Below are 24,083 nucleotides of genomic sequence, written 5' to 3'. Positions count from 1 at the left end.
GGGTAGGGGAGCGTTGTATGCGGGTTGAAGGTTGACCGGAAGGACAGCTGGACTTCATACAAGTGAGAATGCCGGTATGAGTAACGAAAAGATCAGTGAGAATCTGATCCGCCGAAAGCCTAAGGGTTCCTGAGGAAGGTTCGTCCGCTCAGGGTAAGTCGGGACCTAAGGCGAGGCCGAAAGGCGTAGTCGAAGGACAACAGGTAGAAATTCCTGTACCACCGTAATCCGTTATGAGCGATGGGGTGACGCAGTAGGGTAGTGACGCGAGCTGATGGATGCTCGTCCAAGCAGTGAGGCTGGTGTGTAGGCAAATCCGCACACCGATAAGGCTAGGCTGTGATGGGGAGGGAAAATTTACAGTACCGAAGGTCATGATCTCACACTGCCAAGAAAAGCCTCTAGCCAGGAGAAGGTGCCCGTACCGCAAACCGACACAGGTAGGCGAGAAGAGAATTCTAAGGCGCGCGGAAGAACTCTCGTTAAGGAACTCGGCAAAATGACCCCGTAACTTCGGGAGAAGGGGTGCCTCGGTAGGGTGAATAGCCCGAGGGGGCCGCAGTGAAAAGGCCCAAGCGACTGTTTAGCAAAAACACAGGTCTGTGCGAAGCCGCAAGGCGAAGTATACGGGCTGACGCCTGCCCGGTGCTGGAAGGTTAAGGGGAGCGGTTAGGAGGAATACCTCCGAAGCTGTGAACCGAAGCCCCAGTAAACGGCGGCCGTAACTATAACGGTCCTAAGGTAGCGAAATTCCTTGTCAGGTAAATTCTGACCCGCACGAATGGCGTAACGACTTGGGCGCTGTCTCAACGAGAGATCCGGTGAAATTTTAATACCTGTGAAGATGCAGGTTACCCGCGACAAGACGGAAAGACCCCATGGAGCTTTACTGCAGCTTGATATTGGACTTGGATACGATTTGTACAGGATAGGTGGGAGCCTAGGAAGCCGGAGCGCCAGCTTCGGTGGAGGCGCCGTTGGGATACCACCCTGATCGTATCTAGGTTCTAACCTGGTACCGTGAACCGGTACGGGGACAGTGTCAGGCGGGCAGTTTGACTGGGGCGGTCGCCTCCTAAAGAGTAACGGAGGCGCCCCAAGGTTCCCTCAGAATGGTTGGAAATCATTCGAAGAGTGCAAAGGCAGAAGGGAGCTTGACTGCGAGACTGACAAGTCGAGCAGGGACGAAAGTCGGGCTTAGTGATCCGGTGGTACCGCATGGAAGGGCCATCGCTCAACGGATAAAAGCTACCCTGGGGATAACAGGCTTATCTCCCCCAAGAGTCCACATCGACGGGGAGGTTTGGCACCTCGATGTCGGCTCATCGCATCCTGGGGCTGAAGTAGGTCCCAAGGGTTGGGCTGTTCGCCCATTAAAGCGGTACGCGAGCTGGGTTCAGAACGTCGTGAGACAGTTCGGTCCCTATCTGTCGTGGGCGTAGGAAATTTGAGAGGAGCTGTCCTTAGTACGAGAGGACCGGGATGGACGCACCGCTGGTGCACCAGTTGTTCCGCCAGGAGCACAGCTGGGTAGCTAAGTGCGGACGGGATAAGCGCTGAAAGCATCTAAGCGTGAAGCCCCCTCAAGATGAGATTTCCCCGTATGTAAGACCCCTTGAAGACGACAAGGTTGATAGGCCTGAGGTGGAAGTGCCGTAAGGCATGGAGCTGACAGGTACTAATCGGTCGAGGGCTTATCCAAAAAATAAAATGCAAATCTAGTTTCGTATCCAGTTTTCAAGGATTCAACCTTGAACCGATTTTTAGCTGCACGCCTTTTATAAGGTTTGATCTTTTGCTGAAGCGGAAAGCGCGGAAGTAAAAGCAGCGCAAAAATCATGTTTGGTGGCAATGGCGGAGGGGTTCCACTCGTTCCCATCCCGAACACGACCGTTAAGCCCTCCAGCGCCGATGGTACTTGGACCGAAGGGTCCTGGGAGAGTAGGACGCTGCCAAGCAAAGAAGAAAGAGCACTGCCGATGATCGGTGGTGCTCTTTTTGTGTTTGACTTGTGCTTGCCCCGAGCTGGAAACCTGCAAAAGTACAGTTTTTTTCGGAGAAATCTCGATTTCTCGGTCAAAGCCTGCAAAAGTGCAGTTATTTTTCTCGATTTAGGTCAATTCGAGCAAATCGGCGCAAAAAGCCTGCACTTTTGCAGGCATTCCAGGCAAAACGGCCACTCCCCCGCAAAATAACTGTATTTTTGCAGGAATCGCCTGAAGATGAAGGACACGCTGTGCTAAAGGCACCAACTGGGCTGTGTTCTCATACGCTTTAGCACGAATATTTTGTAAGCGTAAAGTCCACACTGGAACTGAAACTGTAGCCCCTCTTGGCAAATCATCAAATTATGGTATAATGTTTATAAAGTCAAAGAAAGTCAAAGTCAACAGAACAGAACCGGATCACAGTGCGCCCTATAGGTGATTACCTGCATCCGGTGCGATGCTCTTAGGCCATGACAGCGTCCGTTCTTGATGATGCGATGTGCCTCGCGGGCCATGACCAATTCGACGCGACAAGCATCTTATGTCATAGCAAGCGGCCAGCATCCGTTCTTGACGATGATATGTGCTTCTAAGGCCATGATCACAAGCAACCGTTCTTAATGATTGCGATGTGCCTCTAGGCCGAGACGCGCATCCGTTCTTGACGACTTAATGGTGTCAAACCGCAACATGAGATACACGTATGGAATAATGGAGGATGAGTGATGCGTAATATCTCCGATATCATCGAAAAATATCTCAAGAGTATTTTGCATGAAAGTCCTGAGGGGATTATAGAGATTCAACGTAACGAACTTGCCGACCAATTTTCCTGCGTGCCGTCGCAAATAAACTATGTCATCAGCACCCGTTTTACTCTGGAGAAAGGGTACCTGGTCGAGAGCAAGCGCGGCGGTGGCGGTTATGTTCGGATTCGGCGCCTTCAACTGCCGGGACCATCATCGCTGCACACCCACTTGCATGAAACGATTGGGGAAGAGATCGGGCAATCTGCGGCGGAAGGATTGATTTATCGCCTGGAGGAAGCCCGTATTTTGACCCCTCGGGAGGCCGCAATGATGCGCTCGGCGATATCCCGCGATGTGCTGGCAGTGAAACTGCCGTATCGCGACCAGATCCGGGCAAGAATGATGCGAGCGATGTTAATCTCATTGTTGAGTTAACAGCATGATGTAACACAAATACAGGTTTAAGGATCTGCTGTCTTAGTCTATCCCGTAAGGAGGGACGTGCGATGCAATGCCAAGAATGCGGCAAACGCCCGGCAACCTTGCATTTTACGAAAATCGTGAATGGTGAGAAGACGGAGTTTCACTTCTGTGAAACCTGCGCCAGGGAAAAAGGGGAGCTGATTCCCGGCACCTCGGGCGGCTTTTCGATTCATAACCTGCTGTCGGGCTTCCTTGATTTAGGCCCGGCGACCAAAGGTCAGATTTCCGGGCACAGCACACCAGAACATCTGCGCTGCGAAGAATGCGGTATGACGTATTCCCAGTTCAGCAAAATCGGGCGTTTTGGGTGCAGCTCTTGTTACAAATATTTTAATGATCGTCTGGATCCGCTGTTTAAGAAGGTCCACGGCAATACCGTTCATGTCGGGAAGGTGCCAAAACGGATCGGCGGTCATATTCAAGTAAAACGTAAGCTCGATGATCTTCGCCGTGAGCTGCAATACCGGATCCTCCAAGAGGAGTTCGAGGTGGCAGCAGCGCTGCGGGACCAAATTCGCGAGCTTGAGAAGAACTTATCTGCAGAGTAGGAGGGATGTAGGGTGACCAATCTCCGATTTACCGAACAGCCGCTGAGCGAATGGATGAGCCGCAAAGGGAAAGAGTCCGATATCGTTATGAGCAGCCGGGTACGGATCGCCCGTAACATCCTGCACCATCCCTTCCCGATGTTGGCCACCAACACGCAATCGGAAGAGGTGCTGAAGCTTCTGCAGGGGGTTCTAAGCGATAAAGCACTCCAGGCTCACGGCAAGCTATACCCGGTGCTTCTTGCAGACTTGGATGAATTGGATAAACGAGTACTGGTTGAGAAGCATTTGATCAGTCCGAACCTGGCGAATGACTCCAGAAATGGAGCGGTCTTCATCAGCGAAGATGAGAGCCTGAGCATTATGGTGAACGAAGAGGATCATTTGCGTATCCAGTGTTTATATCCGGGGCTCCAGGTCCAAGAGGCTTGGGAAAAAGCGACGGCAATCGACGACATTTTCGAATCCCATGTGGATTATGCCTTCGACGACCGGCGCGGATACTTAACCAGCTGTCCGACGAATGTAGGAACCGGACTTCGTGCTTCGGTCATGATGCATTTGCCGGCACTGGTGCTGACGCAGCAGATCGGGCGGATTTTATCTGCGGTATCGCAGGTCGGCTTAACTGTTCGCGGGATCTACGGCGAAGGCAGCGAAGCGATGGGTAACTTGTTTCAAATCTCAAATCAGATTACACTAGGACAAAGCGAAGCTGAGATCATCGAAAATTTATACGGCGTGGTTCTGCAGATCATTCAGCATGAGAAGACGGCGCGTGAGAAGCTGATCAGCGAATCGCGGCTGCGCATGATGGACCGGGTGATGCGCTCCTACGGGATTTTGTCCCAGGCGTACATCATCGACTCGAAGGAAGCCGCCCAGCGGCTGTCGGATGTCCGGCTCGGCGTTGACTTAGGGTTAATCGAAGGCGTATCAACTCAAGCGCTAAATGAATTGAACGTCATGACGCAGCCCGGTTTTTTGCAGAAGAAATTTAGCAGCAGCATGTCCCCGGGGGAACGGGATATGTACCGCGCCAAACTCATTCGGGAGCGAATGGGAAAATAACGGGTAGTACCAACTATGGAGGTGTAGGAGAAGATGATGTTTGGAAGATTTACGGAGCGTGCGCAGAAGGTGTTGGCACTAGCTCAAGAAGAAGCCGTAAGACTCGGACATAACAATATCGGTACAGAACACGTACTGCTCGGCCTGATCCGTGAAGGCGAAGGCATCGCCGCCAAGGCACTGATCGGATTGGGTCTGGGACTTGAGAAAATACAGGATGAAGTGGAAACGCTGATCGGCCGCGGACAAGAGCAACCGACCAATATCGCTTATACACCGCGTGCCAAGAAAGTGATCGAGCTGTCCATGGATGAAGCGCGTAAACTCGGCCATACGTATGTTGGGACAGAGCATATTTTGCTCGGCCTGATTCGTGAAGGGGAAGGCGTAGCGGCCCGCGTCCTAAACAACCTTGGCATCAGCTTGAACAAAGCGCGCCAGCAAGTGCTGCAGCTACTGGGCAGCAGTGAGGCCGTATCCAGCCATCACGGCACCCCAACGAACGTGAATACCCCAACGTTGGACAGCTTGGCCCGCGACTTGACAGCTGCGGCTAAAGAGGGCAATTTGGATCCGGTGATCGGCCGCAGCAAAGAAATCGAACGGGTGATCCAGGTGTTGAGCCGCCGGACGAAGAACAATCCGGTGCTGATCGGGGAACCCGGCGTCGGGAAAACAGCCATCGCTGAAGGTCTCGCGCAAAAGATCATCAACAACGAAATTCCGGAGACGCTGCGTGACAAACGCGTCATGACGTTGGATATGGGCTCCGTCGTTGCGGGGACGAAATACCGCGGTGAGTTTGAGGACCGCTTGAAAAAGATCATGGACGAAATTCGCCAAGCCGGGAATATCATCCTCTTTATCGACGAGCTGCATACGCTGATTGGAGCGGGCGGTGCAGAAGGCGCGATCGACGCTTCGAACATCTTGAAGCCGGCGCTGGCTCGCGGCGAGCTGCAATGCATCGGCGCAACCACGCTGGATGAATACCGGAAATATATTGAAAAAGACGCCGCGCTGGAACGTCGTTTCCAACCGATCACGGTGGATCAGCCGTCGGTCGAAGAAGCGATCCAAATCCTGCACGGGCTGCGTGATCGCTATGAAGCGCACCATCGCGTGAAAATCACCGACGAGGCGATCGAGCAAGCGGTCAAATTGTCCGACCGTTACATCCAAGACCGCTTCCTGCCGGACAAAGCGATCGACCTGATTGACGAGGCGGGGTCTAAAGTAAGGCTCAACTCGTACACGGTACCGCCGAATCTGAAACAGCTGGAAAGCCGCCTGGAGGACATCCGCAAGGAGAAAGACGCGGCGGTGCAAAGCCAGGAATTCGAGAAAGCGGCGGCGCTTCGTGATACAGAACAGAAGATTCGCGAAGAGCTCGACACGACGAAGAACCAATGGAAAGAAAAACAAGGACGCACCGATTCCGAAGTTACGCCGGAGGATATCGCCCAAGTCGTTGCCAGCTGGACGGGAATTCCGGTTAACAAGCTGAAGGAAGAGGAAACCGAACGCTTGCTCAATATGGAGAAAATCCTGCATGAGCGTGTCATCGGGCAAGAGGAAGCCGTGAAGGCGGTCAGCCGGGCGATCCGCCGGGCACGTGCAGGACTCAAGGATCCGAAGCGTCCGATGGGCTCCTTTATCTTCCTGGGTCCAACCGGGGTAGGTAAAACCGAGCTGGCTCGCGCACTTGCCGAAGCGATGTTTGGCGACGAGAACGCCGTGATCCGGATCGACATGTCCGAGTACATGGAGAAACACTCCACAGCCCGTCTCGTTGGCGCACCTCCAGGATATGTCGGATATGAAGAAGGCGGCCAGCTGACCGAGAAAGTGCGCCGCAAACCGTATTCTGTTGTCCTGCTGGACGAAATCGAGAAGGCGCATCCGGAAGTGTTTAATATTCTGCTGCAAGTGCTGGAAGACGGCCGGTTGACCGACTCCAAGGGCCGTGTGGTCGATTTCCGCAACACGCTGATCATCCTGACCTCGAATGTTGGTGCCGAAGCGATCAAACGCAATACGCGGCTCGGTTTCACCGCGGTTCAAGATGCGGGTGCGGATTACGACAACATGAAGGACAAAGTGATGGAAGAGCTGAAGAAGAGCTTCCGTCCGGAGTTCCTGAACCGGATCGACGAAATTATCGTCTTCCATTCGCTCGAGGAAGCGCATATCGGTCAAATCGTCACACTGATGTCCGAAGAACTGCGTAAACGCCTGCGCGAATACGATGTCGACTTTACGCTGACTGATCGGGCGAAGGCGTTCCTGGCGAAGGTGGGCTACGATCCTGCGTATGGCGCACGTCCGCTCCGCCGGGCAATTCAGAAGCATATCGAAGACCGCCTGTCCGAAGAACTGCTGACCGGCAACGTGAAGAAAGGCGACTCGTTGACGATTGACGAAGAAAATGGTGAACTGAAGGTCGAACGTACGGGAACGTTCATCAAAAATGCGTAACTTGTGTAAAAAAATGTAGTTAAATTCTACAAATCCGTAACGTTAAAGCCGATGAAATAAGTGAAAGGCAGCTTCCAAAGCGATGCTTTGGGGCTGCCTTTTTTAAATCCTGCCGCCATGGCGGCCGTGGTCTCATAGCTTTCGATCAAAGCGAAAGGGTGGTAAAATTTTAGTAACCCTAACGATACGGTGTCTGCTAAGTCTGTAAAATATTGCAGAGGCGAGAAGGAGAGATAAATGGTTAAAGTAAAACATAAGTTTTTTTGCTCCGATTGCGGTTATGAATCGCCCAAATGGTATGGAAAATGCCCGGGCTGCGGCGCTTGGAACTCCATGGTAGAAGAAGTGGAGAAACCCGTCAAAACGCAGGGAATGACTTCCGGGATTTTTCATGCGAAAGAAAAGCCGGAATCGATCATAAATATAGAGAGCGGCAAAGAACCGCGAATTCAAACGGGCATCGGGGAATTAAACCGGGTGCTTGGCGGCGGTGTCGTGCCGGGCTCGCTGGTCCTGGTTGGGGGAGATCCCGGTATCGGGAAATCGACCCTGTTGCTGCAGACCTCGCATGAAATGGCGCGCAGCGGCCTGAGAGTCTTGTATATCTCAGGGGAGGAATCCGTCCGCCAGACGAAGTTACGGGCGGAACGGTTGGGAACCTTGTCTGCGGAACTGTTCGTCTTGTGCGAAAGCAGCATGGACGGGATCGAAGAAGCGATCGAACAGGTCAAACCGAATTTCCTGGTGATCGATTCGATCCAGACGGTTTACTTGCCGGAGGTTACCAGCGCTCCCGGAAGTGTATCGCAGGTGCGGGAATGTACTGCAAGGTTTATGCGGATTGCCAAAGGGCAAGGCATTGCCACGGTGCTGGTCGGTCACGTGACCAAGGAAGGGGCGATCGCCGGACCGCGTCTGCTGGAGCATATGGTCGATTGCGTGTTGTATTTCGAAGGCGAACGGCATCATTCCTATCGGCTGCTTCGGGCCGTGAAGAACCGCTTTGGTTCGACTAACGAAATTGGCATTTTTGAAATGAACGAATCCGGCCTGGCGGAGGTGGCAAATCCGTCGGAGCTGTTTCTATCCGAACGGCCGCTCGGCGTGGCGGGCTCCACTGTCGTTGCCAGCATGGAGGGGACGCGCCCGATGCTGGTCGAGCTGCAGGCCTTGATTTCAGCCACCCATTTTCCTTCGCCAAGACGGATGGCCACGGGGGTAGACTATCAGCGGATGAACCTGATTATCGCCGTCCTTGAGAAGCGAATGGGGATGTTCCTGCAAAATCAGGACGCTTACGTCAACCTGGCCGGCGGGGTGAAGCTGGATGAACCGGCGGTCGATCTGGCCATCGCGGTAAGTGTAGCTTCAAGCTTCCGCGACATCCCAACGAAGCCGTATGACGTGTTCTTTGGAGAAGTTGGTTTGACCGGCGAAGTGCGGGCAGTTTCCCGGGCGGAGCAACGCGTGAAGGAAGCGGCCAAGCTGGGCTTTAAACGAGTCATTTTGCCGGAGAAGAGCATGAAAGGGTGGAAAGGTCCGCAAGGGATCCAATTAATAGGTGTAAATACCGTTGCAGATGCGCTAGCTGTTGCGTTAGATTAGGGGGCATTAGATGATGAAGGAAACTACCCATGCAGAGAAAATGAACGAATTGCTGAAACTTGTCGCACCGGGAACGGCTTTTCGTGACGGACTCGAAAACGTGTTACGGGCCAAAACCGGTGGTCTGATTGTTGTTGGTTACAGCCCGGAGGTCATGGAAGTCGTTGAGGGCGGCTTCTCCATCAACTGTGATTTCTCGCCGAACTATCTCTATGAGCTGGCCAAAATGGACGGAGCCATTATCCTTAGCGAAGACTTGAAGCGAATCCTGTATGCCAATACTCAACTTATCCCCGACTCCTCGATCGCTTCCTCGGAGACAGGGATCCGGCACCGTACGGCCGAACGGGTGGCCAAACAGACCGGCAAGCTGGTCGTCTCCATCTCCCAGCGCCGGAACATTATCACGCTGTATCAAGGGGGATTACGGTATGCCCTGAAGGAAATCGGCGTGATCCTGACCAAGGCGAACCAAGCGATTCAGACGTTGGAGAAGTACCGCTCCGTTCTGAATCAAGCCTTAACGAACCTGACGGCCTCCGAATTTGAGGAGCTTGTATCCTTGCCAGAGGTGATCAACGTCATTCAACGGGTGGAAATGGTCATCCGGATCAAGATGGAGATCAAACGGTTCATCAACGAATTGGGGACCGAGGGACGTCTGATCAGCATGCAGATGGAGGAACTGGTCAGCAACATGGAGGAAGAGGCTTGGCTGCTGTATAAAGACTATGCCAAAGAAGACTCCGACGAAGCGATCCGAGAAATTATTATGGGGCTGAAACGCTCCACCGACGATGAGCTGCTGGATGATAACCATATCACGAAGCTCTTGGGTTATCCTTCTTCCGCCGCGACTTCGGAGGAGTTGATCTCACCGCGGGGATATCGCGTGTTGAATAAAATTCCCCGTTTGCCCAATGTCATTATTCACAATCTGGTCGAACGGTTTGGCCGCTTACCAAATGTGATGATGGCCAGCATCGAGGAGCTGGATGAAGTCGACGGGATCGGCGAGGTGCGGGCACGCTCCATCAAAGAGGGGCTCAAACGCTTGCAGGAACAGGTGTTCATTGACAGACAAATCTAAATCACCTATCATCAATGAATGGTTCAGGAATATCTACTCGAGGTGAAGAGATGATTACAAAATCCCTTCCGAACCTTTTTACATTAGGTAATTTGGTTCTCGGAATGCTGGCGATTTTGCTGGCAATGGAAGGCCGATTTAGCTTGGCCGCCATTATGGTAATTGTCGCTATGCTGCTCGATGGTTTAGACGGACGGGTCGCCCGTGCGCTGAACGCTCAAAGCGAGTTCGGCAAAGAGCTCGATTCTTTATCGGATCTGATATCATTTGGTTTGGCTCCAGCACTGATTATGTACATGATTTCTTTTCACAGCCTTCCTTCCGGCGTCGCTTGGGCAGTCACGATCATCTTCCCGATGTGCGGGGCGTTGCGGCTGGCCCGGTTTAACGTTCAGAAGGGGGCTCCGGGCTATTTCATCGGGTTGCCGATTCCGGCTGCAGGCGGGGTTCTGGCAACACTGTCGCTGTTTTACCGGGAAATTTCGGCACCATACTTTGTGGTATCCATGATTCTGTTATCGTATTTGATGATTAGCACGGTAAGATATCCGAATTTCAAAAAGATCGGCTTACCAAAGAGAACCATCGTGTATACGCCGCTGGTTGTAATTTTTGCGGTGGTGATCGCCGTCGTATTTCCGGATCAGACAGCCAAGTTGATTTTTATCCCATTGGTCATTTACGCGGCATACGGTCTTCGGCAGAACATCAACCGGCTGCTTCGCCGCAAACATCAGGACGATGAAGACAATGATGCTCAAGAAGCGTATCGTCCCAAACGATGAGAATAACCAAACAACCCCACCAATAAGAAAAAAGGCATGGATCTCCCGCGGGCGGAAAGGATCGATGCCTTTTTGATTTCCTCTTACGATGCATTTTCCCCATTACCTAAGTACAAGATACGCTTACGATAAGTTAAAAAAACCCAGCGTGGCGCATTTTTGCGATTCGCGCTCCACGATCTCTTCCATGTTAATATCCAGCAAATTGCAAAGGGCGGACATATAGAAAAGGTTGCGTCCAAGCTCATTAGTAATGACATCCCGGCAATTTTCGCACAGCTCACCATGGACGTGCTTGGCGATTGTTTCTTTGGCTTGCTGCAAATTCATGCCTGGCTCGAAGTCTTGTTTGGTGGCGTGCAGCTCGATGCAACCACATTCGGTTACGGATTTGGTCACGGAACGGACGGCAGCGGCGTTGGTTTGTCCCATCTTCGACAAGACATCCAACAGGCTGCGGTGACGGAGCAACAGTTCAGAAACTTGGTCTTGAAAAGACTGTAGGCTTGGTGCGCTCATTTTCCATCCACCTCAATATTATGAATTGAATTCATTATATTCCACCTTTTCCTTCAAGATCAACCTGAAATCCCATCGTTATGGGGTGCATTTGGATTTTCGTTGGTACTTTTTTGGAAAAAAGTGAGGGTCCAGGATTAGGTGCTCTGAAATTGGTTCATACTGGCTAAAGAAGATACTTATTCAGGAGGTGAAGAGAGACGTGCTGAAAAAATACTCGATGATTCTAGCTGGTTTATGCGGGGCCTGGTTCGGTTATACGACCGGCGGCTTGTCCGGTGTGTTACCGGGGGCTGCGAGCGACTGGTTTCGCGAAATGAACCCGATCGCAGCTAATTTGATCTGGGCTGCGGCTGGTGCGCTACTGTTCTTGTTCCTGTTCTCTATGGCTGCAGACGTCGTTTCTTCCAAAGTAAAAACATGGATTGCCGCTTTAACGCGGATCCCGATGAATGAAATGGCTGCCGGTGCGGCCGGTTTGACTGCGGGACTTCTTCTTTCCTTAATGGTCTACCCCCTGCTGTCCTGGCTCGGCACGCTGGAGAGCATGGCGCAATTCGCGGTATCGGCGCTGTTTGGCTACATTGGGCTCTACGTTGGGCTGGCGAAGAAGGAAGAGCTGTCCTCGCTTTGGAAGTCCGGTAAATGGGGGGCTCCCGCTCCGGAAGAGGAGCGCTGGGCAGAGGAACACAAAATTTTGGATACGAGCGTGATTATCGACGGACGAATTGCCGACATCTGTAAAACCGGCTTTATCGAAGGAACGATTGTCATTCCGGAGTTCGTACTGGAGGAGCTTCAGCATATCGCCGATTCCTCGGACTTGCTCAAGCGAAACCGCGGGCGGCGGGGGCTGGATATCCTGAACAAAATCCAGAAAGAGCTGGATGTTAAGGTTATGATTTATGAAGGGGATTTCGAGGAAATCTCCGAGGTGGACAGCAAGCTCGTCAAACTGGCCAAGGTCCTGCAGGGGAAGGTCGTGACGAACGATTTTAACTTGAACAAGGTGTGCGAGCTGCAGGGCGTATCTGTGCTGAACATCAACGATTTGGCCAATGCGGTCAAACCGGTCGTGCTGCCTGGTGAAGAAATTATGGTTCAGGTGATCAAGGACGGCAAGGAGCATGGACAAGGGGTCGCTTACTTGGATGACGGGACGATGATCGTCGTCGAAGGCGGACGCGACTACATTGGCACCATTACGGAGGTGCTGGTGACCAGTGTGCTGCAGACCTCGGCGGGACGAATGATTTTTGCCAAACCAAAACTGTTGGAAAAAGCCCAGTAATTCGGTATGATGGAATTAACTGCGCTGCACTAGCTGCGGTGCGGTTGAATTCAGTTAAAGGTGAGGCAGATCATGATAGGGTTGCAAGCAAGCGGCGATACGGGAGTCATCGTGGTGGCGGCAGGCCGCGGCACACGGATGGGGACGGTGGAAAGCAAGCAGTATCTTCTGCTGGACGGGAAACCGATCTTTATTCATACGCTGGAGGTGTTTCGGCGTCATCCGTTGATCTCGCAAATCGTGCTTGTCACCGGGAAGCAGGATGTGGACCGGTGCCGGTCATGGATTGCCGAATATGGCATAGGCGAACAAATACAAATTATTCCGGGCGGGGCTGAGCGTCAAGACTCGGTGCGCCAAGGCTTGCTGCATCTCAGCACGCCTTGGGTACTGGTGCATGACGGCGTCCGCCCTTTTGTCACGAGTGAGCAGATAACGGCTTGCTGCGAAGCCGTAAGAACGCATGGCGCGGCCGTCCTTGCCGTACCGGTGAAGGATACGATCAAGCAGGCGGACGCGCAGGGCTTTGTCGCAGCGACCCCGGACCGGCGCAGCCTGTGGGCGATACAGACACCGCAGGCTTTTCGGCGTACCGACCTGCTGGCGGCCCATGATCGGGCCGTGGAGGAAGGCTTCGTCGGCACCGATGACGCGATGCTGGTCGAACGGCTGGGCATCCCCGTCAAGCTGGTGGAAGGGGCCTATGACAATATTAAAATCACGACGCCCGAGGACCTGGATTACGCGGAGTTTATCCGGAGGAAGAGGCAGGGGTAAAGTTCATCGCGGAGCGACTGAGTGAATTCAAGATTCAATGTCGAGTTCACCTCCTCGAGCTGCTTCGTGATTAAAAGATGACTGGGAGAGGGTAGAGGATGTTTAGAGTAGGACAAGGCTTTGACGTGCATCAGCTCGTGGAGGGCAGGCCGTGTATTATCGGTGGGGTGCATATCCCATATGAGAAAGGCTTGCTGGGGCACTCGGACGCCGACGTGTTGTTGCATGCGATCAGCGACGCCATTTTGGGGGCGCTGGGGTTAGGTGATATCGGCCGCCATTTCCCGGATACCGATCCGGCGTTTAAAGATGCGGATAGCGTGGTATTGTTGCAGCGAGTATGGGATATGGCTATTGAGAAAGGGTACCGCATCGGCAACCTGGACGCAACGATTATTGCACAAAAACCGAAGATGGCCCCGCACATCCCGCAAATGGTGGAGGTTATTGCCCGCACCCTGGGCGCCGAGCCGGAGCTCATTAACGTAAAGGCTACGACCACCGAGCAGCTCGGGTTTGCTGGACGCGGTGAAGGCATTGCGGCGCAATGCGTTGTCTGTCTGGTTCAGAATGTGTTATCATCATAAACTTGTGAGGTAGTATTTTCGCTAAAGGATAGAGCCTTGACGGCAACGTCTTAAAACTAGGGAGGGGATTGGAATGGCTGAAGTACGCGTGCGCTATGCGCCGAGTCCAACGGGTCATTTACATATCGGGAACGCCAGAACGGCGTTATTTAATTATTTGTTTGCCAGACATCACGGGGGGAAATTCATCATCCGCATCGAAGATACGGACGTGAAGCGCAACGTGGCCGGCGGTGAGGAGAACCAGCTGACCTACCTCAAGTGGTTGGGCATGGATTGGGACGAAAGCGTAGATGTCGGCGGGAATTACGGACCGTACCGGCAAACGGAGCGTCTGGATTTGTATCGCCCGCTGGTGCAGGATTTGCTGGACCGGGGGCTTGCTTATCGTTGCTACTGTACGGAAGAAGAGCTCGAGAAGGAACGCGAGGAGCAGATGGCTCGCGGCGAGACTCCGCGATACTCCGGGAAATGCCGTCACCTGACGCCGGAGCAACTGGCTGCATACGACGCGGAAGGCCGCCAATACAGCATCCGATTCCGTGTACCGGAAGGCCGTACGTTTACGTTCGACGATTTGGTGAAAGGGCCGATTTCGTTTGAATCCGACGTCAGCGGGGATTTTGTCATTGTGAAAAAAGACGGCATCCCAACCTACAACTTCGCCGTAGTGCTGGACGATCATCTGATGAACATCACGCACGTGCTGCGCGGAGAGGACCACGTGTCCAATACGCCTCGTCAGTTAATGATCTATGATGCGTTTGGTTGGGAACCGCCGGTATTTGGGCACATGACGCTGATCGTCGGGGAGAACCACAAAAAGCTAAGCAAACGCGACGAATCGGTCATTCAATTTATCGAGCAGTACGATCAGCTCGGTTATTTGCCGGAAGCGATGTTTAACTTTATCGCCCTGCTTGGCTGGTCGCCGGAAGGGGAAGAGGAGATTTTCAGCAAGGATGAGCTGATTTCGATCTTCGATGCGAACCGTTTATCGCGCAGCCCGGCGGTGTTTGATACGAACAAGCTGGCGCACCTGAACAATCATTACATCAAGAACGCCGATCCGAAGCGGATCGCTTCGCTGGCTATCCCGCATCTGCAACGGGCTGGACGGCTACCGGCCGAGCTGTCGCCGGAGCAGCAAGCATGGGCCGAGGCGCTTGTTGCGTTGTATCAAGAGCAAATGACGGCTGCTTCAGATATCGTGGAGCTGTCGGAGTTGTTCTTCCGCAGCGAGCTGTCGGTGGACGAAGAAGCAGCTGCCGTGCTGGCCGAGCCGCAAGTGCCAAGCGTGCTGTCGACGTTCTTGGCTAAGGTTGAAGGCCTTGCCGACTTCAGCGTGGAGAACATCGGCGCCGCCATCAAAGAGGTGCAGAAAGAGACCGGCAGCAAAGGGAAAGGCCTGTTCATGCCGATCCGCGTGGCGTTGACCGGCCAAATGCATGGCCGTGACTTGAACCAGACGATTTTCCTGCTGGGCCGGGACAAGGTCGTTGATCGGTTGAAGGCGCGGATCGCCGCTTTGTAGGGCGCCGGGCGGCTAGGTCAAAGCTGACTTGGGAGAAGAGTTCACACGGTGCATATCGATATTGCGCTAACGCTTGCCACAGCACTTATTTAGGCGAAACGAACGAGTTTTCTGTTCTAACGCTTGTCAGTGTGCTTATTGTGGCAAATTATGCTCATTTCCTTGCTGAAATCAAGGAATAAGGTTTCTGGCAAGCGTTAGCGCTGAATGTGCCCCTTTTTTGCTCGATTAGCGTCTGTGATCAGCGTTAGAGAGGGAGAAATTTTTTCGGCTGCCATTGTCAGTAGGACGTCCATTAGGTAATATTAATGCAGATAGACCTTACAACTAGAGGAATGGCGGCAGACCGCCGCCTTGAGAGCCAAACGGCATAGATCGGGAGAAGTACGCGATCAGCCGTATCGACCAGAGAGGATAACCGGGACCCTTCAGAGCGGACCACGCAAAGAAGATACCAGGCTGGAAGTTATCCGGATACGTGCTGGCGGAAATGCACCCGGGAGCCGCGAATGCGAACACGCCTTGAATGAGGCGAAGGTAGCTTTCGCCGTTTTGTCCGCGTTAAGGACCTTAAGAGGGAGGAGTCGGCTTAAGACAAAGGCTTGATTGAACCTGTGATGGGCATCAACCGGCCCCTGAGGCTAACTCATCCAAAGCAGAGTGGAACCGCGTCGTCAGGCGTCTCTGCAGCGTAAGCTGCAGGGGCGTTTTTTTTTAGATATCAGCGTACTATGTCAAGTAGAATTTTTAGGTTTCTGGGTAACCCAAACACACCTAACCACCCAGATTTTCAAAAAAGTTAGCAACTGACAGAGAAGCGATGCTTGAAACCGGCCTTTCTCGGACTTGAAAGGAAATAGCCTCGTTTTTTCAATCCTGCGATGCAATCTGGCTGAGTGCAGAGTATACGCTAACGTACAATTCGCATTCACAGGGCGAGGTGGATAAAGCTGACATACGAGATCCAAGGTCTCCAAGAAAGTGATCCGATCTTCCCTCAGTCCCAGAAAGACCGGTTCCAAGATCTTGCTTAGTTAGGCCACCGCTAGTGTCGGCATAACGCAATTGAAGTTCAACTTCTTATTGACCTCATCAAGGATGTGATAATCAGAGCACTGCGATTGAAACGGTAAACGGTCTCGCAGCATGGCGAAAGCGACTTTGAGCATCTTATTACCCATTGCAACAAAGATGGCTCGTTCATGTTTTCCTTTTTCCTTCAGACGATCATAGAAAGGCTTAAGGTCCTTATTATGCATGCAGAGACTCTTACCTGCTAGATATACCGCATAACGAAGGTGATCGTTTCCCTGTTTGGAAATCTTGCGGTAGGAGCCTTTGCCGCCACCTGTTTGCTTAACAATGGGGTTTGTGCCAGCTTTCTTAATTAACTGGTTTGCGTTCGAGTACTGAGATACATCGCCGATTTCAGCATAAAGCTCAGCCGCGGTAGTCACTCCTAAGCCCGGGACGGTAAGAAGCAGTCGTCCGTCTGTCTGAAGGAGAAGGTTCTCGATCTCTTGTTCCAAAACATTAATTTTGGCATCAAATGTTCGTAAGTCACGTAGCTTCATTTTCAGTAACATAAGCTCAGGCCGAAGTTCCTGTAAGTTTCTCGATAACGCTTGTTCAGCGACGTGCAAGAGCTTCTGGATGGTGGTGTTTCGCAATTTGAGATTATGCTGAATCGAGAGCTTCCGTAGCCCGGTCTCCCCTAGTTTCAGGACAGCAGCGGGGTGTGGATAATGCTCCATGAAGAAGAGCGAGGCTTTCCCCCAGAAGTCACTGAATACTTTGATTTTTCGAGCTCTACCGGCTGAATAATCTGCATATCCTTGGTACTCGCGCCAGATGAGGTCCATAAGTGCTCGAATCTCTGTACGCAAGGAAGCACGCTTCCGTGTCTCAGAGCGCCGTGCTCGAGTCAAGACATGGAGCTGACGCTGCACGCCATTCAAAAGCTGGTTTTCAGTGGCTTTGTTGCTTTTGATGGCATGGGCGATGGCCACAAGATCAAGATCATCTGTTTTGCACCAATTCAGTGCGCCGGCGCGTTCCTCGAAGGTGGTATACGGATTCAAGATCTGAACGTGGTACCCTCGTTTCGCCATCTCGCGGACGATGTCTTCATAGTAATGGCCTGTTGCCTCAATACCCAGGAACAAGCGAACAGCCTCTGTGGCTGTAACCGCTTGATTAATCTTCTTGCAAAGCAGCTCCATACCAGAATTATTCGCTGAGAAAAAGAAGGGTTTTTCAATGATGTCGCCGAAATAATTGCATATTAAGGCTTTTTGGTGGAGCTTGGCCGCATCGATTGCAACGATGAGGACTTGCTCCAGGTTAACGCCCCTTAGCTGTTGACTGAACTTAGTTCCCTTACGGCCTTGAATGTGCGAGGATTTCCCCATGCGACTTTAACCTCCTGTGGTTGGTAGGTAAGATTGAAGCTTCCCTGTCAGGTGCTTCTTTCTTCGATAGTCGCTGGGGATTTCCTCTTTATATTTTGATTATATTACACGCCAGAAAGTATAAACTTCGGGGGATTGGCATCCTGATATCGCAAGAAAAACTTCCGCTAAACGCGGTCTGTCTACTTTGAATGTACGTCGATAGACGTTTTTCTTATTAGGTATCTGTTTGCGATAGGAAAAGAAGGTGGGGAAGACTATGTTCAAGAGAATCCGATCCGATATCCAGGCGGTGTTCGACAACGACCCGGCGGCACGCAGCTGGTTCGAAGTGATCTTTACCTATTCCGGTCTGCATGCGATTTGGAGCCACCGGATTGCGCACTTTTTCTATCGTCACCGCTGGTATACGACGGCACGCATCATTTCGCAGGTCAGTCGCTTTTTTACCGGCATTGAAATCCATCCTGGAGCGCGAATTGGCAATCGGCTGTTCATTGACCATGGCATGGGCGTCGTCATTGGGGAAACTTGCGAAATCGGGGACGATGTGGTTATCTATCAGGGAGTCACGCTGGGCGGCAGCGGGAAGGAAAAAGGCAAACGGCATCCAACCGTCGGCAACAATGTTGTGATCGGTTCCGGGGCGAAGGTGCTTGGTTCGTTTAAGATCGGAGATCAGGCGAACATTGGAGCGAACTCGGTTGTCCTGAAGGAGGTACCTGCCGGCAGCACCGTGGTTGGCATCCCGGGGAAAGTGGTTCGCCAGGACGGAAAACGTCTGGACCGGCTCAGCCATCAACTGCCGGACCCGGTGGTCGACGCGATGCGCGAAATGCAGCGTGAGATTGAGCAATTGCGCAGCGAAGTTCGAGAGCTCAAGCAACAGCTGCGCGAGAAGCAGCCGACGGAGATGTGAACGGGTGCTGGCGGTCGAGCTTCCCGCATCTAGCGGACTCTAGAGACGTTAATGTACTGGAATACGGGCTGTCTCAAACCTAACGGACAGAGATGACGTTATTTGCCCAAGATTGCTCGCTCTGTATGGGATTTTGGCGGAATAAGGCCGCTGGAGTCCGTTAAACCGGGAAATCCCCGGGAAATGAGACAATAAGGTCTCTGAGGTCCGTTAGCGATGGGGACCGATTCGACGCCGAGCCCACCCTTTGAGATACATCGTGATGGGAAGCCGATTGGAAAACTACCACAAGAAATCAACCTTACAGGGAAGGAAAGTGTAGTATGGGATTGCAGATCTATAACACCCTCACCCGGGCGAAGGAAGAGTTCGTCAGCCTGACGCCGGGGAAAGTGAAGATGTATGTTTGCGGACCTACCGTATACGGTTATATTCATATTGGAAATGCGCGGCCGATGATCTTTTTTGATGTGGTGCGCAGCTACCTGGAGAATCAGCGATACGACGTGAACTACGTCGTGAACTTTACGGATGTAGATGACAAGCTGATTCGCAAAGCAGAAGAGATGAACCTCACCGTGCCGGAAGTCGCCGAGATGTTCATTAAAGCCTATTACGAGGATCTGGACGGGCTGGGGATTCCGCGCGCCACAGCAAATCCGCGGGTTACGGAGAACATGGATGTGATCATCAACTTTATCCGCGACCTGGAGCAAAAAGGATTTGCCTATGAAAGCGGCGGGGACGTATTTTTCCGTACGCACAAATTCCCGGAATACGGCAAGCTGTCCGGTCAAAATATCGGCGAGCTGCAGTTCGGCATCCGCATCGACGTGGACGAACGCAAGGAACATCCGGAGGATTTCGTGCTCTGGAAAGCGGCCAAGCCCGGCGAAATCCATTGGAGCAGCCCATGGGGCGAAGGCCGTCCCGGCTGGCATATCGAATGCTCGGCGATGTCCCGGCAGCTGCTAGGGGACACGCTGGATATTCACGGCGGGGGCCAGGACCTGCAGTTCCCTCACCATGAATGCGAAGTCGCGCAGTCGGAAGCCGCCACTGGCAAGCCGTTGGCCAGATACTGGATGCATAACGGATATATCAATATCGACGGGGAAAAAATGTCCAAATCCCTGGGCAACGGCGTACTTGTCAAGGACTTGCGCGCACAATATAAACGGGAAGCGATCCGTTACTTCATGCTGTCGACCCACTATCGCAATCCGCTGAATTTCTCGGAAGAGACGATGCAGCAAGCTGAGCGCAGCGTGGAACGGATCAGCAACGCCGCGAACAACCTTCGTCATCGGCTGAATACGGCACCGCAGGGCGGCGAAACGAAGGTTACGCCGGAGTGGGCAGAGAAGCTGGAAACGATCCGCAATTTGTTCCATGCCAAAATGCAGGACGACTTCAACACCCCGGACGCGATTACGGCGGTGTTTGAGTGGGTGAGCGAGGTGAATGCGCTGCTGCAGCAGCCGGTGACGGTACGCGGCGATCTGGAAGCGGCGCTGCAGTTGTTCGAGGAGATGAACGGCGTGCTGCGCATCGCTTTGCCGCCGGAGACCGAACTGCCCGGGGAAGAGATCGAGGCGCTGATCGCGGAGCGGGCCGAAGCGCGGAAGGCCAAAAACTGGGCGCGCGCGGACGAAATCCGCGACCTGTTGGATGCCCGCGGCATCGTGCTCGAAGATACGCCGCAGGGCATGAGATGGCGGCGCAAATGAGCGGGCCGCATGAGCCAAGGGCCGGCGCAGGCGACCGGCATGGCCTAGGCACAGACGTCTGGCCGGGCCAAGACGCCGCCGCAGCGGCGCGGCCAGACCTAGCGGCTGAGGCGCCCAGCGCCGCCGCGCAATCCGCGGCTCCCGAGCCGCCGCGCGCCCCAGAGGGCGGTCCTGCGGCCCCCGAGCTCGGCGCACCCGCCGCGCTCTGGTTCCCGGATCCGCCCGCCAAGCCGGCTCGGCTGCTGCCGCCGCTCGCCCTCGCCTACATCGGCGACGCCGTCTACGAGGTCGCCGTCCGCCAGCACGTGATGGCCCGCCCGAACTTGCGGCCCCATCACCTGCATGGCCAATCGACGAAGTACGTCTCGGCCAAGGCCCAGGCGCGGCTGCTGGAGCGAATCGAGCCGCTGCTCACAGAAGAAGAGAAAGACGTTGTCCGCCAAGGGCGCAACGCCAAATCCGGCACGGTGCCGAAGAACGCCAACGTGCAGGATTACCGCCTTGCCACCGCTTTTGAGAGCTTGGTCGGTTATCTGTATTACACCGGAGCGCATGACCGCCTCCGCGAGTTGATCGCCCACGGGTTTGCCGATTTGGAGGACAATCGGGACCGTGACTAACAACGCGTTACCATTGCATAGGAGGATTCCGATGGAGGAACAAGAATGGATTGGCGGCAAGCATTCGCTGCTTGAAGCGCTGCATGCTGGCCGCACAATCAATAAAATATGGGTAGCCGAAGGCGCCCAGAAGCATCTCACCCAGCCGATCGTGGCTGAAGCGAAAAAACACGGCATTGTCGTGCAATTTGTGGACAAGCGCAAGCTGGACCAAATGGCGCCGGGCTTGCAGCATCAGGGCGTGGTCGCTCAAGTTGCCCCTTACGCCTACGCGGAAGTGGACGATTTGCTAGCCCGTGCGCAGGAACGCGGGGAACCGCCTTTCTTGCTGATTCTGGACGAGATCGAAGACCCGCATAATCTGGGCTCGATTCTCCGGACGGCAGAGTGTACCGGGGTGCATGGAGTGATCATTCCTAAACGCCGCTCGGCGGCGGTGACTGCCACCGTATCGAAAACCTCGGCCGGAGCGGTGGAGTACGTTCCCGTGGCACGAGTAACGAATTTGGTTCAGACCATGGAGCAATTGAAGGAAGCAGGCGTATGGATCGTTGGTACAGACGTAGGCGCAAAAGAAGAGATGTACCGCAGCGGCAACGTGCTGACTGGGCCGGTGGCGATCGTCATCGGCAATGAGAACAAAGGTATGGGACGCCTCGTTCGGGAAACGTGCGACGTCCTGGTCAAGCTCCCGATGAACGGACGGCTCAATTCCCTGAACGCCTCGGTTGCCGCCGGGGTCATTATGTACGAAGTGCTGCGCAGACGACGCGCTGAAGGATAAAGGCATGCGCGATGTGCGCGATGTGCTATTGGTTGACGGATACAATATGATCGGCGGCTGGCCCGAGCTGGCGGAACTGTCCAAGCGGGATCTGCAAGCCGCAAGGGACAGGCTGCTTGAGCGGCTCGCCGATTATCAAGCTTTTTCCGGGAGAAAGGTGATCGTCGTCTTTGATGCTTATCGGGTTCCGGGGCTGGGAAAGTCCTATACCCAAAACAAGGTGGAGCTGGTATTCACCAAGGAGAAGGAAACGGCGGACGAATGCATTGAACGGCTGGTCGGCGAGCTGAGCCACCGTCGCCGGCAAATCTATGTTGCCACGAGCGATATGGTGGAGCAGCATGTGATTTTTGGACAGGGCGCACTGCGGATTTCGGCCAGGGAACTCTTGATCCAGGTGGAGCAAAGCGAGAAGGAAATCCAGGCCAAAATCGCTGAGCGCAGCGCCAATTCCAGCCGCAATACGCTGGATGCCAAGCTAAGTCCGGAGCTGAGACAGTTGTTTGAACGATGGCGTAGGGAATGAAAGGGCATTCTCGAGTTCTACTACCATATACCCTTGACAAAGTTCGACTTTACATCTTTTGGTACTTTTGCGGTTGACGCTAGTATGCACCTTCATATATACTGTTCGTATTACTTGAATGAGTGACGGGGAACCGTGCGTTGCGGCCGGAGGGATTTGTGGTGAGTGTCAAACTCGATACATGGGTAAGGTTTGACTATGAGATCCAAAGTGACGAAGACATTGTCGAGGCGGTTCGGGAAGGCGACAGTGAAGCGTTGGAATACTTGATCAACAAGTATCGGAGCTTCGTGCGTGCTAAGGCTAGGTCTTATTTTCTCATCGGTGCCGACCGCGAAGATATCATACAGGAAGGCATGATCGGACTCTACAAATCGATCCGGGACTTTCGGGGGGATAAGCTTGCTTCGTTCAAAGCGTTCGCGGAGCTGTGCATTACGCGCCAGATCATTACCGCGATCAAGACGGCAACGAGGCAGAAGCATATTCCGCTGAATTCGTACGTTTCCTTGGACAAGCCGATCTACGATGAGGAATCGGACCGAACGTTGCTCGACGTCATTTGCGGCTCTCAGGTGAGCGATCCGGAAGAATTGATCATCAACCAGGAAGAGTTTACCGGCCTGGAGGACAAGATGTCCGAGATCCTCAGCGATTTGGAGCGCAAAGTGCTTATGCTGTATTTGGACGGAAAGTCCTATCAGGAGATCGCGGTGGATTTGAATCGCCACGTCAAATCGATCGACAACGCCCTGCAGCGCGTCAAGCGCAAGCTGGAGCGTTATCTGGAAGTTCGCGACGGCGGTATCTGAACTTATTCTTTTCATCATAACGCTACATACCATTCAATAAGCAGACCCAAGGGTGACCTGGTTGCAGGGAACCCTTTTTTTACCACGACGACACGGTTCTTTACTTCCCCCACCGGAGGCGAAGCCGCACGGATTCGCTTGATACATATGCTTTTTCTCCTTCACTTTGCTGAAGGGTTGTCCCCATCGATTTCTCTCCCCAGGGTTTATCTTCCAAAATCGTGAGCTATACTGTAAATAATCGTAGAGCATTAGCAGGATGCCTCGTTGACACGGGTTGTGCCATATGATAAAGTGTTTTAGGTAGGCCTAATTTTGTGTTTCCCTTTTTTAGGTGGCGAACATTCGATTTTAGGTCAATATAGAGACAGCTCATTAAAGAATGTCTTCGGGAGGTGCACATCATGCGGGTAATAATTACGTTGGCTTGTACGAATTGCAAACAAAGAAACTACACGACAACGAAAAACAAGCGTAACCACCCCGACCGCATGGAGATGAAGAAATATTGCAAGTTCTGCAACGAGCAAGTTCCTCATCGCGAAACCAGATAGTCCTTGGAGGTGTAGTCGCGCATGAAACGTAGTTTCAAGTCGTTGTTTTCTTTTTTCTCTGAGAGCTGGGCTGAGCTTAAAAAGGTTCGCTGGCCTAATCGTAAAGAGCTGACTAATTATACGCTGATTGTGCTCGGTACAATTACCGTTGTCGCGATTTATTTTTGGGTTCTGGACATCGGCATTTCTGCTGTGATCGAAGCGATAATTTAAGAAGGGTCC

At 53.1% G+C, this 24,083-nt stretch carries 20 protein-coding genes, 2 rRNA genes and 1 pseudogene (1 of these 23 running past the window's edge); 21 read left to right on the top strand and 2 right to left on the bottom strand.

Translation table 11 applies throughout. The features are described 5' to 3' along the window. From NSQ80_RS18825 to pssA, 9 genes are all read left to right on the top strand, one after another. Positions 1-1,702 (top strand): 23S ribosomal RNA (locus tag NSQ80_RS18825) (it extends 1,359 nt beyond the left edge of the window). A 139-nt stretch (positions 1,703-1,841) separates the two neighbouring features. Beyond that, positions 1,842-1,958 (top strand): 5S ribosomal RNA (gene rrf / locus NSQ80_RS18820). A gap of 755 nt (positions 1,959-2,713) precedes the next feature. Beyond that, positions 2,714-3,172 (top strand): CtsR family transcriptional regulator, encoded by a 459-nt coding sequence (locus tag NSQ80_RS18815; RefSeq protein WP_036646393.1) that lies wholly within the window; start codon positions 2,714-2,716, stop codon positions 3,170-3,172. Positions 3,173-3,243: 71 nt separating this feature from the next. Then, entirely contained in the window at positions 3,244-3,768 is a 525-nt protein-coding gene (locus tag NSQ80_RS18810) for a hypothetical protein (protein WP_009226605.1), read from the top strand. 12 nt (positions 3,769-3,780) lie between these two features. Next, the gene (locus NSQ80_RS18805) at positions 3,781-4,839 is read left to right on the top strand and encodes a protein arginine kinase (RefSeq protein WP_009226606.1); all 1,059 of its coding nucleotides are present in this window, start codon (positions 3,781-3,783) and stop codon (positions 4,837-4,839) included. Between the two features lie 33 nt (positions 4,840-4,872). Continuing rightward, positions 4,873-7,317 (top strand): ATP-dependent protease ATP-binding subunit ClpC, encoded by a 2,445-nt coding sequence (clpC, locus tag NSQ80_RS18800; RefSeq protein ID WP_323077869.1) that lies wholly within the window; start codon positions 4,873-4,875, stop codon positions 7,315-7,317. A gap of 237 nt (positions 7,318-7,554) precedes the next feature. Continuing rightward, a complete protein-coding gene (radA, locus tag NSQ80_RS18795; RefSeq protein ID WP_009226608.1) occupies positions 7,555-8,922 on the top strand; it encodes a DNA repair protein RadA in 1,368 nt (455 codons plus the stop codon). 13 nt (positions 8,923-8,935) lie between these two features. Continuing rightward, the gene (disA, locus tag NSQ80_RS18790) at positions 8,936-10,012 is read left to right on the top strand and encodes a DNA integrity scanning diadenylate cyclase DisA (RefSeq protein WP_036646422.1); all 1,077 of its coding nucleotides are present in this window, start codon (positions 8,936-8,938) and stop codon (positions 10,010-10,012) included. Positions 10,013-10,062: 50 nt separating this feature from the next. Continuing rightward, positions 10,063-10,797: a CDP-diacylglycerol--serine O-phosphatidyltransferase gene (gene pssA / locus NSQ80_RS18785; protein WP_009226610.1), complete on the top strand. Its 735-nt coding sequence runs from the start codon at positions 10,063-10,065 to the stop codon at positions 10,795-10,797. A gap of 123 nt (positions 10,798-10,920) precedes the next feature. Here the strand turns inward: pssA and NSQ80_RS18780 are convergent, their stop codons facing one another. After that, positions 10,921-11,316, bottom strand: a complete 396-nt coding sequence (locus tag NSQ80_RS18780) for a hypothetical protein (protein WP_009226611.1) — start codon at positions 11,314-11,316, stop codon at positions 10,921-10,923. A gap of 202 nt (positions 11,317-11,518) precedes the next feature. On the opposite strand from NSQ80_RS18780, the gene NSQ80_RS18775 reads away from it, so the two are divergent. The 4 genes from NSQ80_RS18775 to gltX all read left to right on the top strand — a co-directional run bounded on the left by NSQ80_RS18775 (position 11,519) and on the right by gltX (position 15,505). Further along, complete coding sequence (locus NSQ80_RS18775; protein WP_009226612.1) at positions 11,519-12,607, top strand: PIN/TRAM domain-containing protein; 1,089 nt, start codon at positions 11,519-11,521, stop codon at positions 12,605-12,607. Between the two features lie 72 nt (positions 12,608-12,679). Then, positions 12,680-13,384: a 2-C-methyl-D-erythritol 4-phosphate cytidylyltransferase gene (gene ispD / locus NSQ80_RS18770; protein WP_323077867.1), complete on the top strand. Its 705-nt coding sequence runs from the start codon at positions 12,680-12,682 to the stop codon at positions 13,382-13,384. 98 nt (positions 13,385-13,482) lie between these two features. Continuing rightward, a complete protein-coding gene (gene ispF / locus NSQ80_RS18765) occupies positions 13,483-13,971 on the top strand; it encodes a 2-C-methyl-D-erythritol 2,4-cyclodiphosphate synthase (protein ID WP_009226614.1) in 489 nt (162 codons plus the stop codon). Between the two features lie 73 nt (positions 13,972-14,044). Then, entirely contained in the window at positions 14,045-15,505 is a 1,461-nt protein-coding gene (gene gltX, locus NSQ80_RS18760) for a glutamate--tRNA ligase (protein WP_009226615.1), read from the top strand. Positions 15,506-16,539: 1,034 nt separating this feature from the next. Here the strand turns inward: gltX and NSQ80_RS18755 are convergent. Next, a complete protein-coding gene (locus NSQ80_RS18755; protein WP_260072012.1) occupies positions 16,540-17,916 on the bottom strand; it encodes an IS110 family transposase in 1,377 nt (458 codons plus the stop codon). Between the two features lie 259 nt (positions 17,917-18,175). Here NSQ80_RS18755 and cysE point away from each other — a divergent pair, with 259 nt between their 5' ends. The 8 genes and pseudogenes from cysE (at position 18,176) to secE (ending at position 24,074) form a co-directional block, all read left to right on the top strand. Beyond that, entirely contained in the window at positions 18,176-18,835 is a 660-nt protein-coding gene (cysE, locus tag NSQ80_RS18750) for a serine O-acetyltransferase (protein ID WP_036646399.1), read from the top strand. A 323-nt stretch (positions 18,836-19,158) separates the two neighbouring features. Continuing rightward, the gene (gene cysS, locus NSQ80_RS18745; RefSeq protein WP_009226617.1) at positions 19,159-20,565 is read left to right on the top strand and encodes a cysteine--tRNA ligase; all 1,407 of its coding nucleotides are present in this window, start codon (positions 19,159-19,161) and stop codon (positions 20,563-20,565) included. A gap of 206 nt (positions 20,566-20,771) precedes the next feature. Further along, positions 20,772-21,185 (top strand): annotated as a pseudogene (locus NSQ80_RS18740) (Mini-ribonuclease 3); the annotation flags it as partial. 31 nt (positions 21,186-21,216) lie between these two features. Then, positions 21,217-21,969 carry a 23S rRNA (guanosine(2251)-2'-O)-methyltransferase RlmB gene (rlmB, locus tag NSQ80_RS18735; RefSeq protein ID WP_009226619.1) on the top strand — a complete coding sequence of 251 codons (753 nt, stop codon included), beginning with the start codon at positions 21,217-21,219 and terminating at the stop codon, positions 21,967-21,969. A gap of 4 nt (positions 21,970-21,973) precedes the next feature. After that, positions 21,974-22,495 carry an NYN domain-containing protein gene (locus tag NSQ80_RS18730; protein WP_016310701.1) on the top strand — a complete coding sequence of 174 codons (522 nt, stop codon included), beginning with the start codon at positions 21,974-21,976 and terminating at the stop codon, positions 22,493-22,495. Between the two features lie 158 nt (positions 22,496-22,653). After that, positions 22,654-23,307, top strand: a complete 654-nt coding sequence (gene sigH / locus NSQ80_RS18725) for an RNA polymerase sporulation sigma factor SigH (RefSeq protein WP_339300323.1) — start codon at positions 22,654-22,656, stop codon at positions 23,305-23,307. A 404-nt stretch (positions 23,308-23,711) separates the two neighbouring features. Next, positions 23,712-23,861, top strand: coding sequence for a 50S ribosomal protein L33 (gene rpmG / locus NSQ80_RS18720; RefSeq protein WP_009226622.1), 150 nt, complete (start codon positions 23,712-23,714; stop codon positions 23,859-23,861). Positions 23,862-23,882: 21 nt separating this feature from the next. After that, positions 23,883-24,074 carry a preprotein translocase subunit SecE gene (gene secE / locus NSQ80_RS18715; protein WP_009226623.1) on the top strand — a complete coding sequence of 64 codons (192 nt, stop codon included), beginning with the start codon at positions 23,883-23,885 and terminating at the stop codon, positions 24,072-24,074. The last annotated feature ends 9 nt before the right edge of the window (positions 24,075-24,083 follow it).

The sequence above is a fragment of the Paenibacillus sp. FSL K6-2441 genome (assembly GCF_037964765.1).
Classification (GTDB): Bacteria; Bacillota; Bacilli; order Paenibacillales; family Paenibacillaceae; genus Fontibacillus; species Fontibacillus phoenicis.
Note: the sequence above shows the minus strand (reverse complement) of the source record. Positions and strands in the feature narration are given on the sequence as shown.

Bases quoted from the DNA above. Each gene is read 5' to 3' on its own strand.
- NSQ80_RS18815 (WP_036646393.1), top strand. From the start codon at position 2,714: ATGCGTAATATCTCCGATATCATCGAAAAATATCTCAAGAGTATTTTG.
- NSQ80_RS18810 (WP_009226605.1), top strand. From the start codon at position 3,244: ATGCAATGCCAAGAATGCGGCAAACGCCCGGCAACCTTGCATTTTACG.
- clpC (WP_323077869.1), top strand. From the start codon at position 4,873: ATGATGTTTGGAAGATTTACGGAGCGTGCGCAGAAGGTGTTGGCACTA.
- radA (WP_009226608.1), top strand. From the start codon at position 7,555: ATGGTTAAAGTAAAACATAAGTTTTTTTGCTCCGATTGCGGTTATGAA.
- disA (WP_036646422.1), top strand. From the start codon at position 8,936: ATGAAGGAAACTACCCATGCAGAGAAAATGAACGAATTGCTGAAACTT.
- pssA (WP_009226610.1), top strand. From the start codon at position 10,063: ATGATTACAAAATCCCTTCCGAACCTTTTTACATTAGGTAATTTGGTT.
- NSQ80_RS18780 (WP_009226611.1), bottom strand. From the start codon at position 11,316: ATGAGCGCACCAAGCCTACAGTCTTTTCAAGACCAAGTTTCTGAACTG.
- ispD (WP_323077867.1), top strand. From the start codon at position 12,680: ATGATAGGGTTGCAAGCAAGCGGCGATACGGGAGTCATCGTGGTGGCG.
- ispF (WP_009226614.1), top strand. From the start codon at position 13,483: ATGTTTAGAGTAGGACAAGGCTTTGACGTGCATCAGCTCGTGGAGGGC.
- gltX (WP_009226615.1), top strand. From the start codon at position 14,045: ATGGCTGAAGTACGCGTGCGCTATGCGCCGAGTCCAACGGGTCATTTA.
- NSQ80_RS18755 (WP_260072012.1), bottom strand. From the start codon at position 17,916: ATGGGGAAATCCTCGCACATTCAAGGCCGTAAGGGAACTAAGTTCAGT.
- cysE (WP_036646399.1), top strand. From the start codon at position 18,176: ATGTTCAAGAGAATCCGATCCGATATCCAGGCGGTGTTCGACAACGAC.
- cysS (WP_009226617.1), top strand. From the start codon at position 19,159: ATGGGATTGCAGATCTATAACACCCTCACCCGGGCGAAGGAAGAGTTC.
- rlmB (WP_009226619.1), top strand. From the start codon at position 21,217: ATGGAGGAACAAGAATGGATTGGCGGCAAGCATTCGCTGCTTGAAGCG.
- NSQ80_RS18730 (WP_016310701.1), top strand. From the start codon at position 21,974: ATGCGCGATGTGCGCGATGTGCTATTGGTTGACGGATACAATATGATC.
- rpmG (WP_009226622.1), top strand. From the start codon at position 23,712: ATGCGGGTAATAATTACGTTGGCTTGTACGAATTGCAAACAAAGAAAC.
- secE (WP_009226623.1), top strand. From the start codon at position 23,883: ATGAAACGTAGTTTCAAGTCGTTGTTTTCTTTTTTCTCTGAGAGCTGG.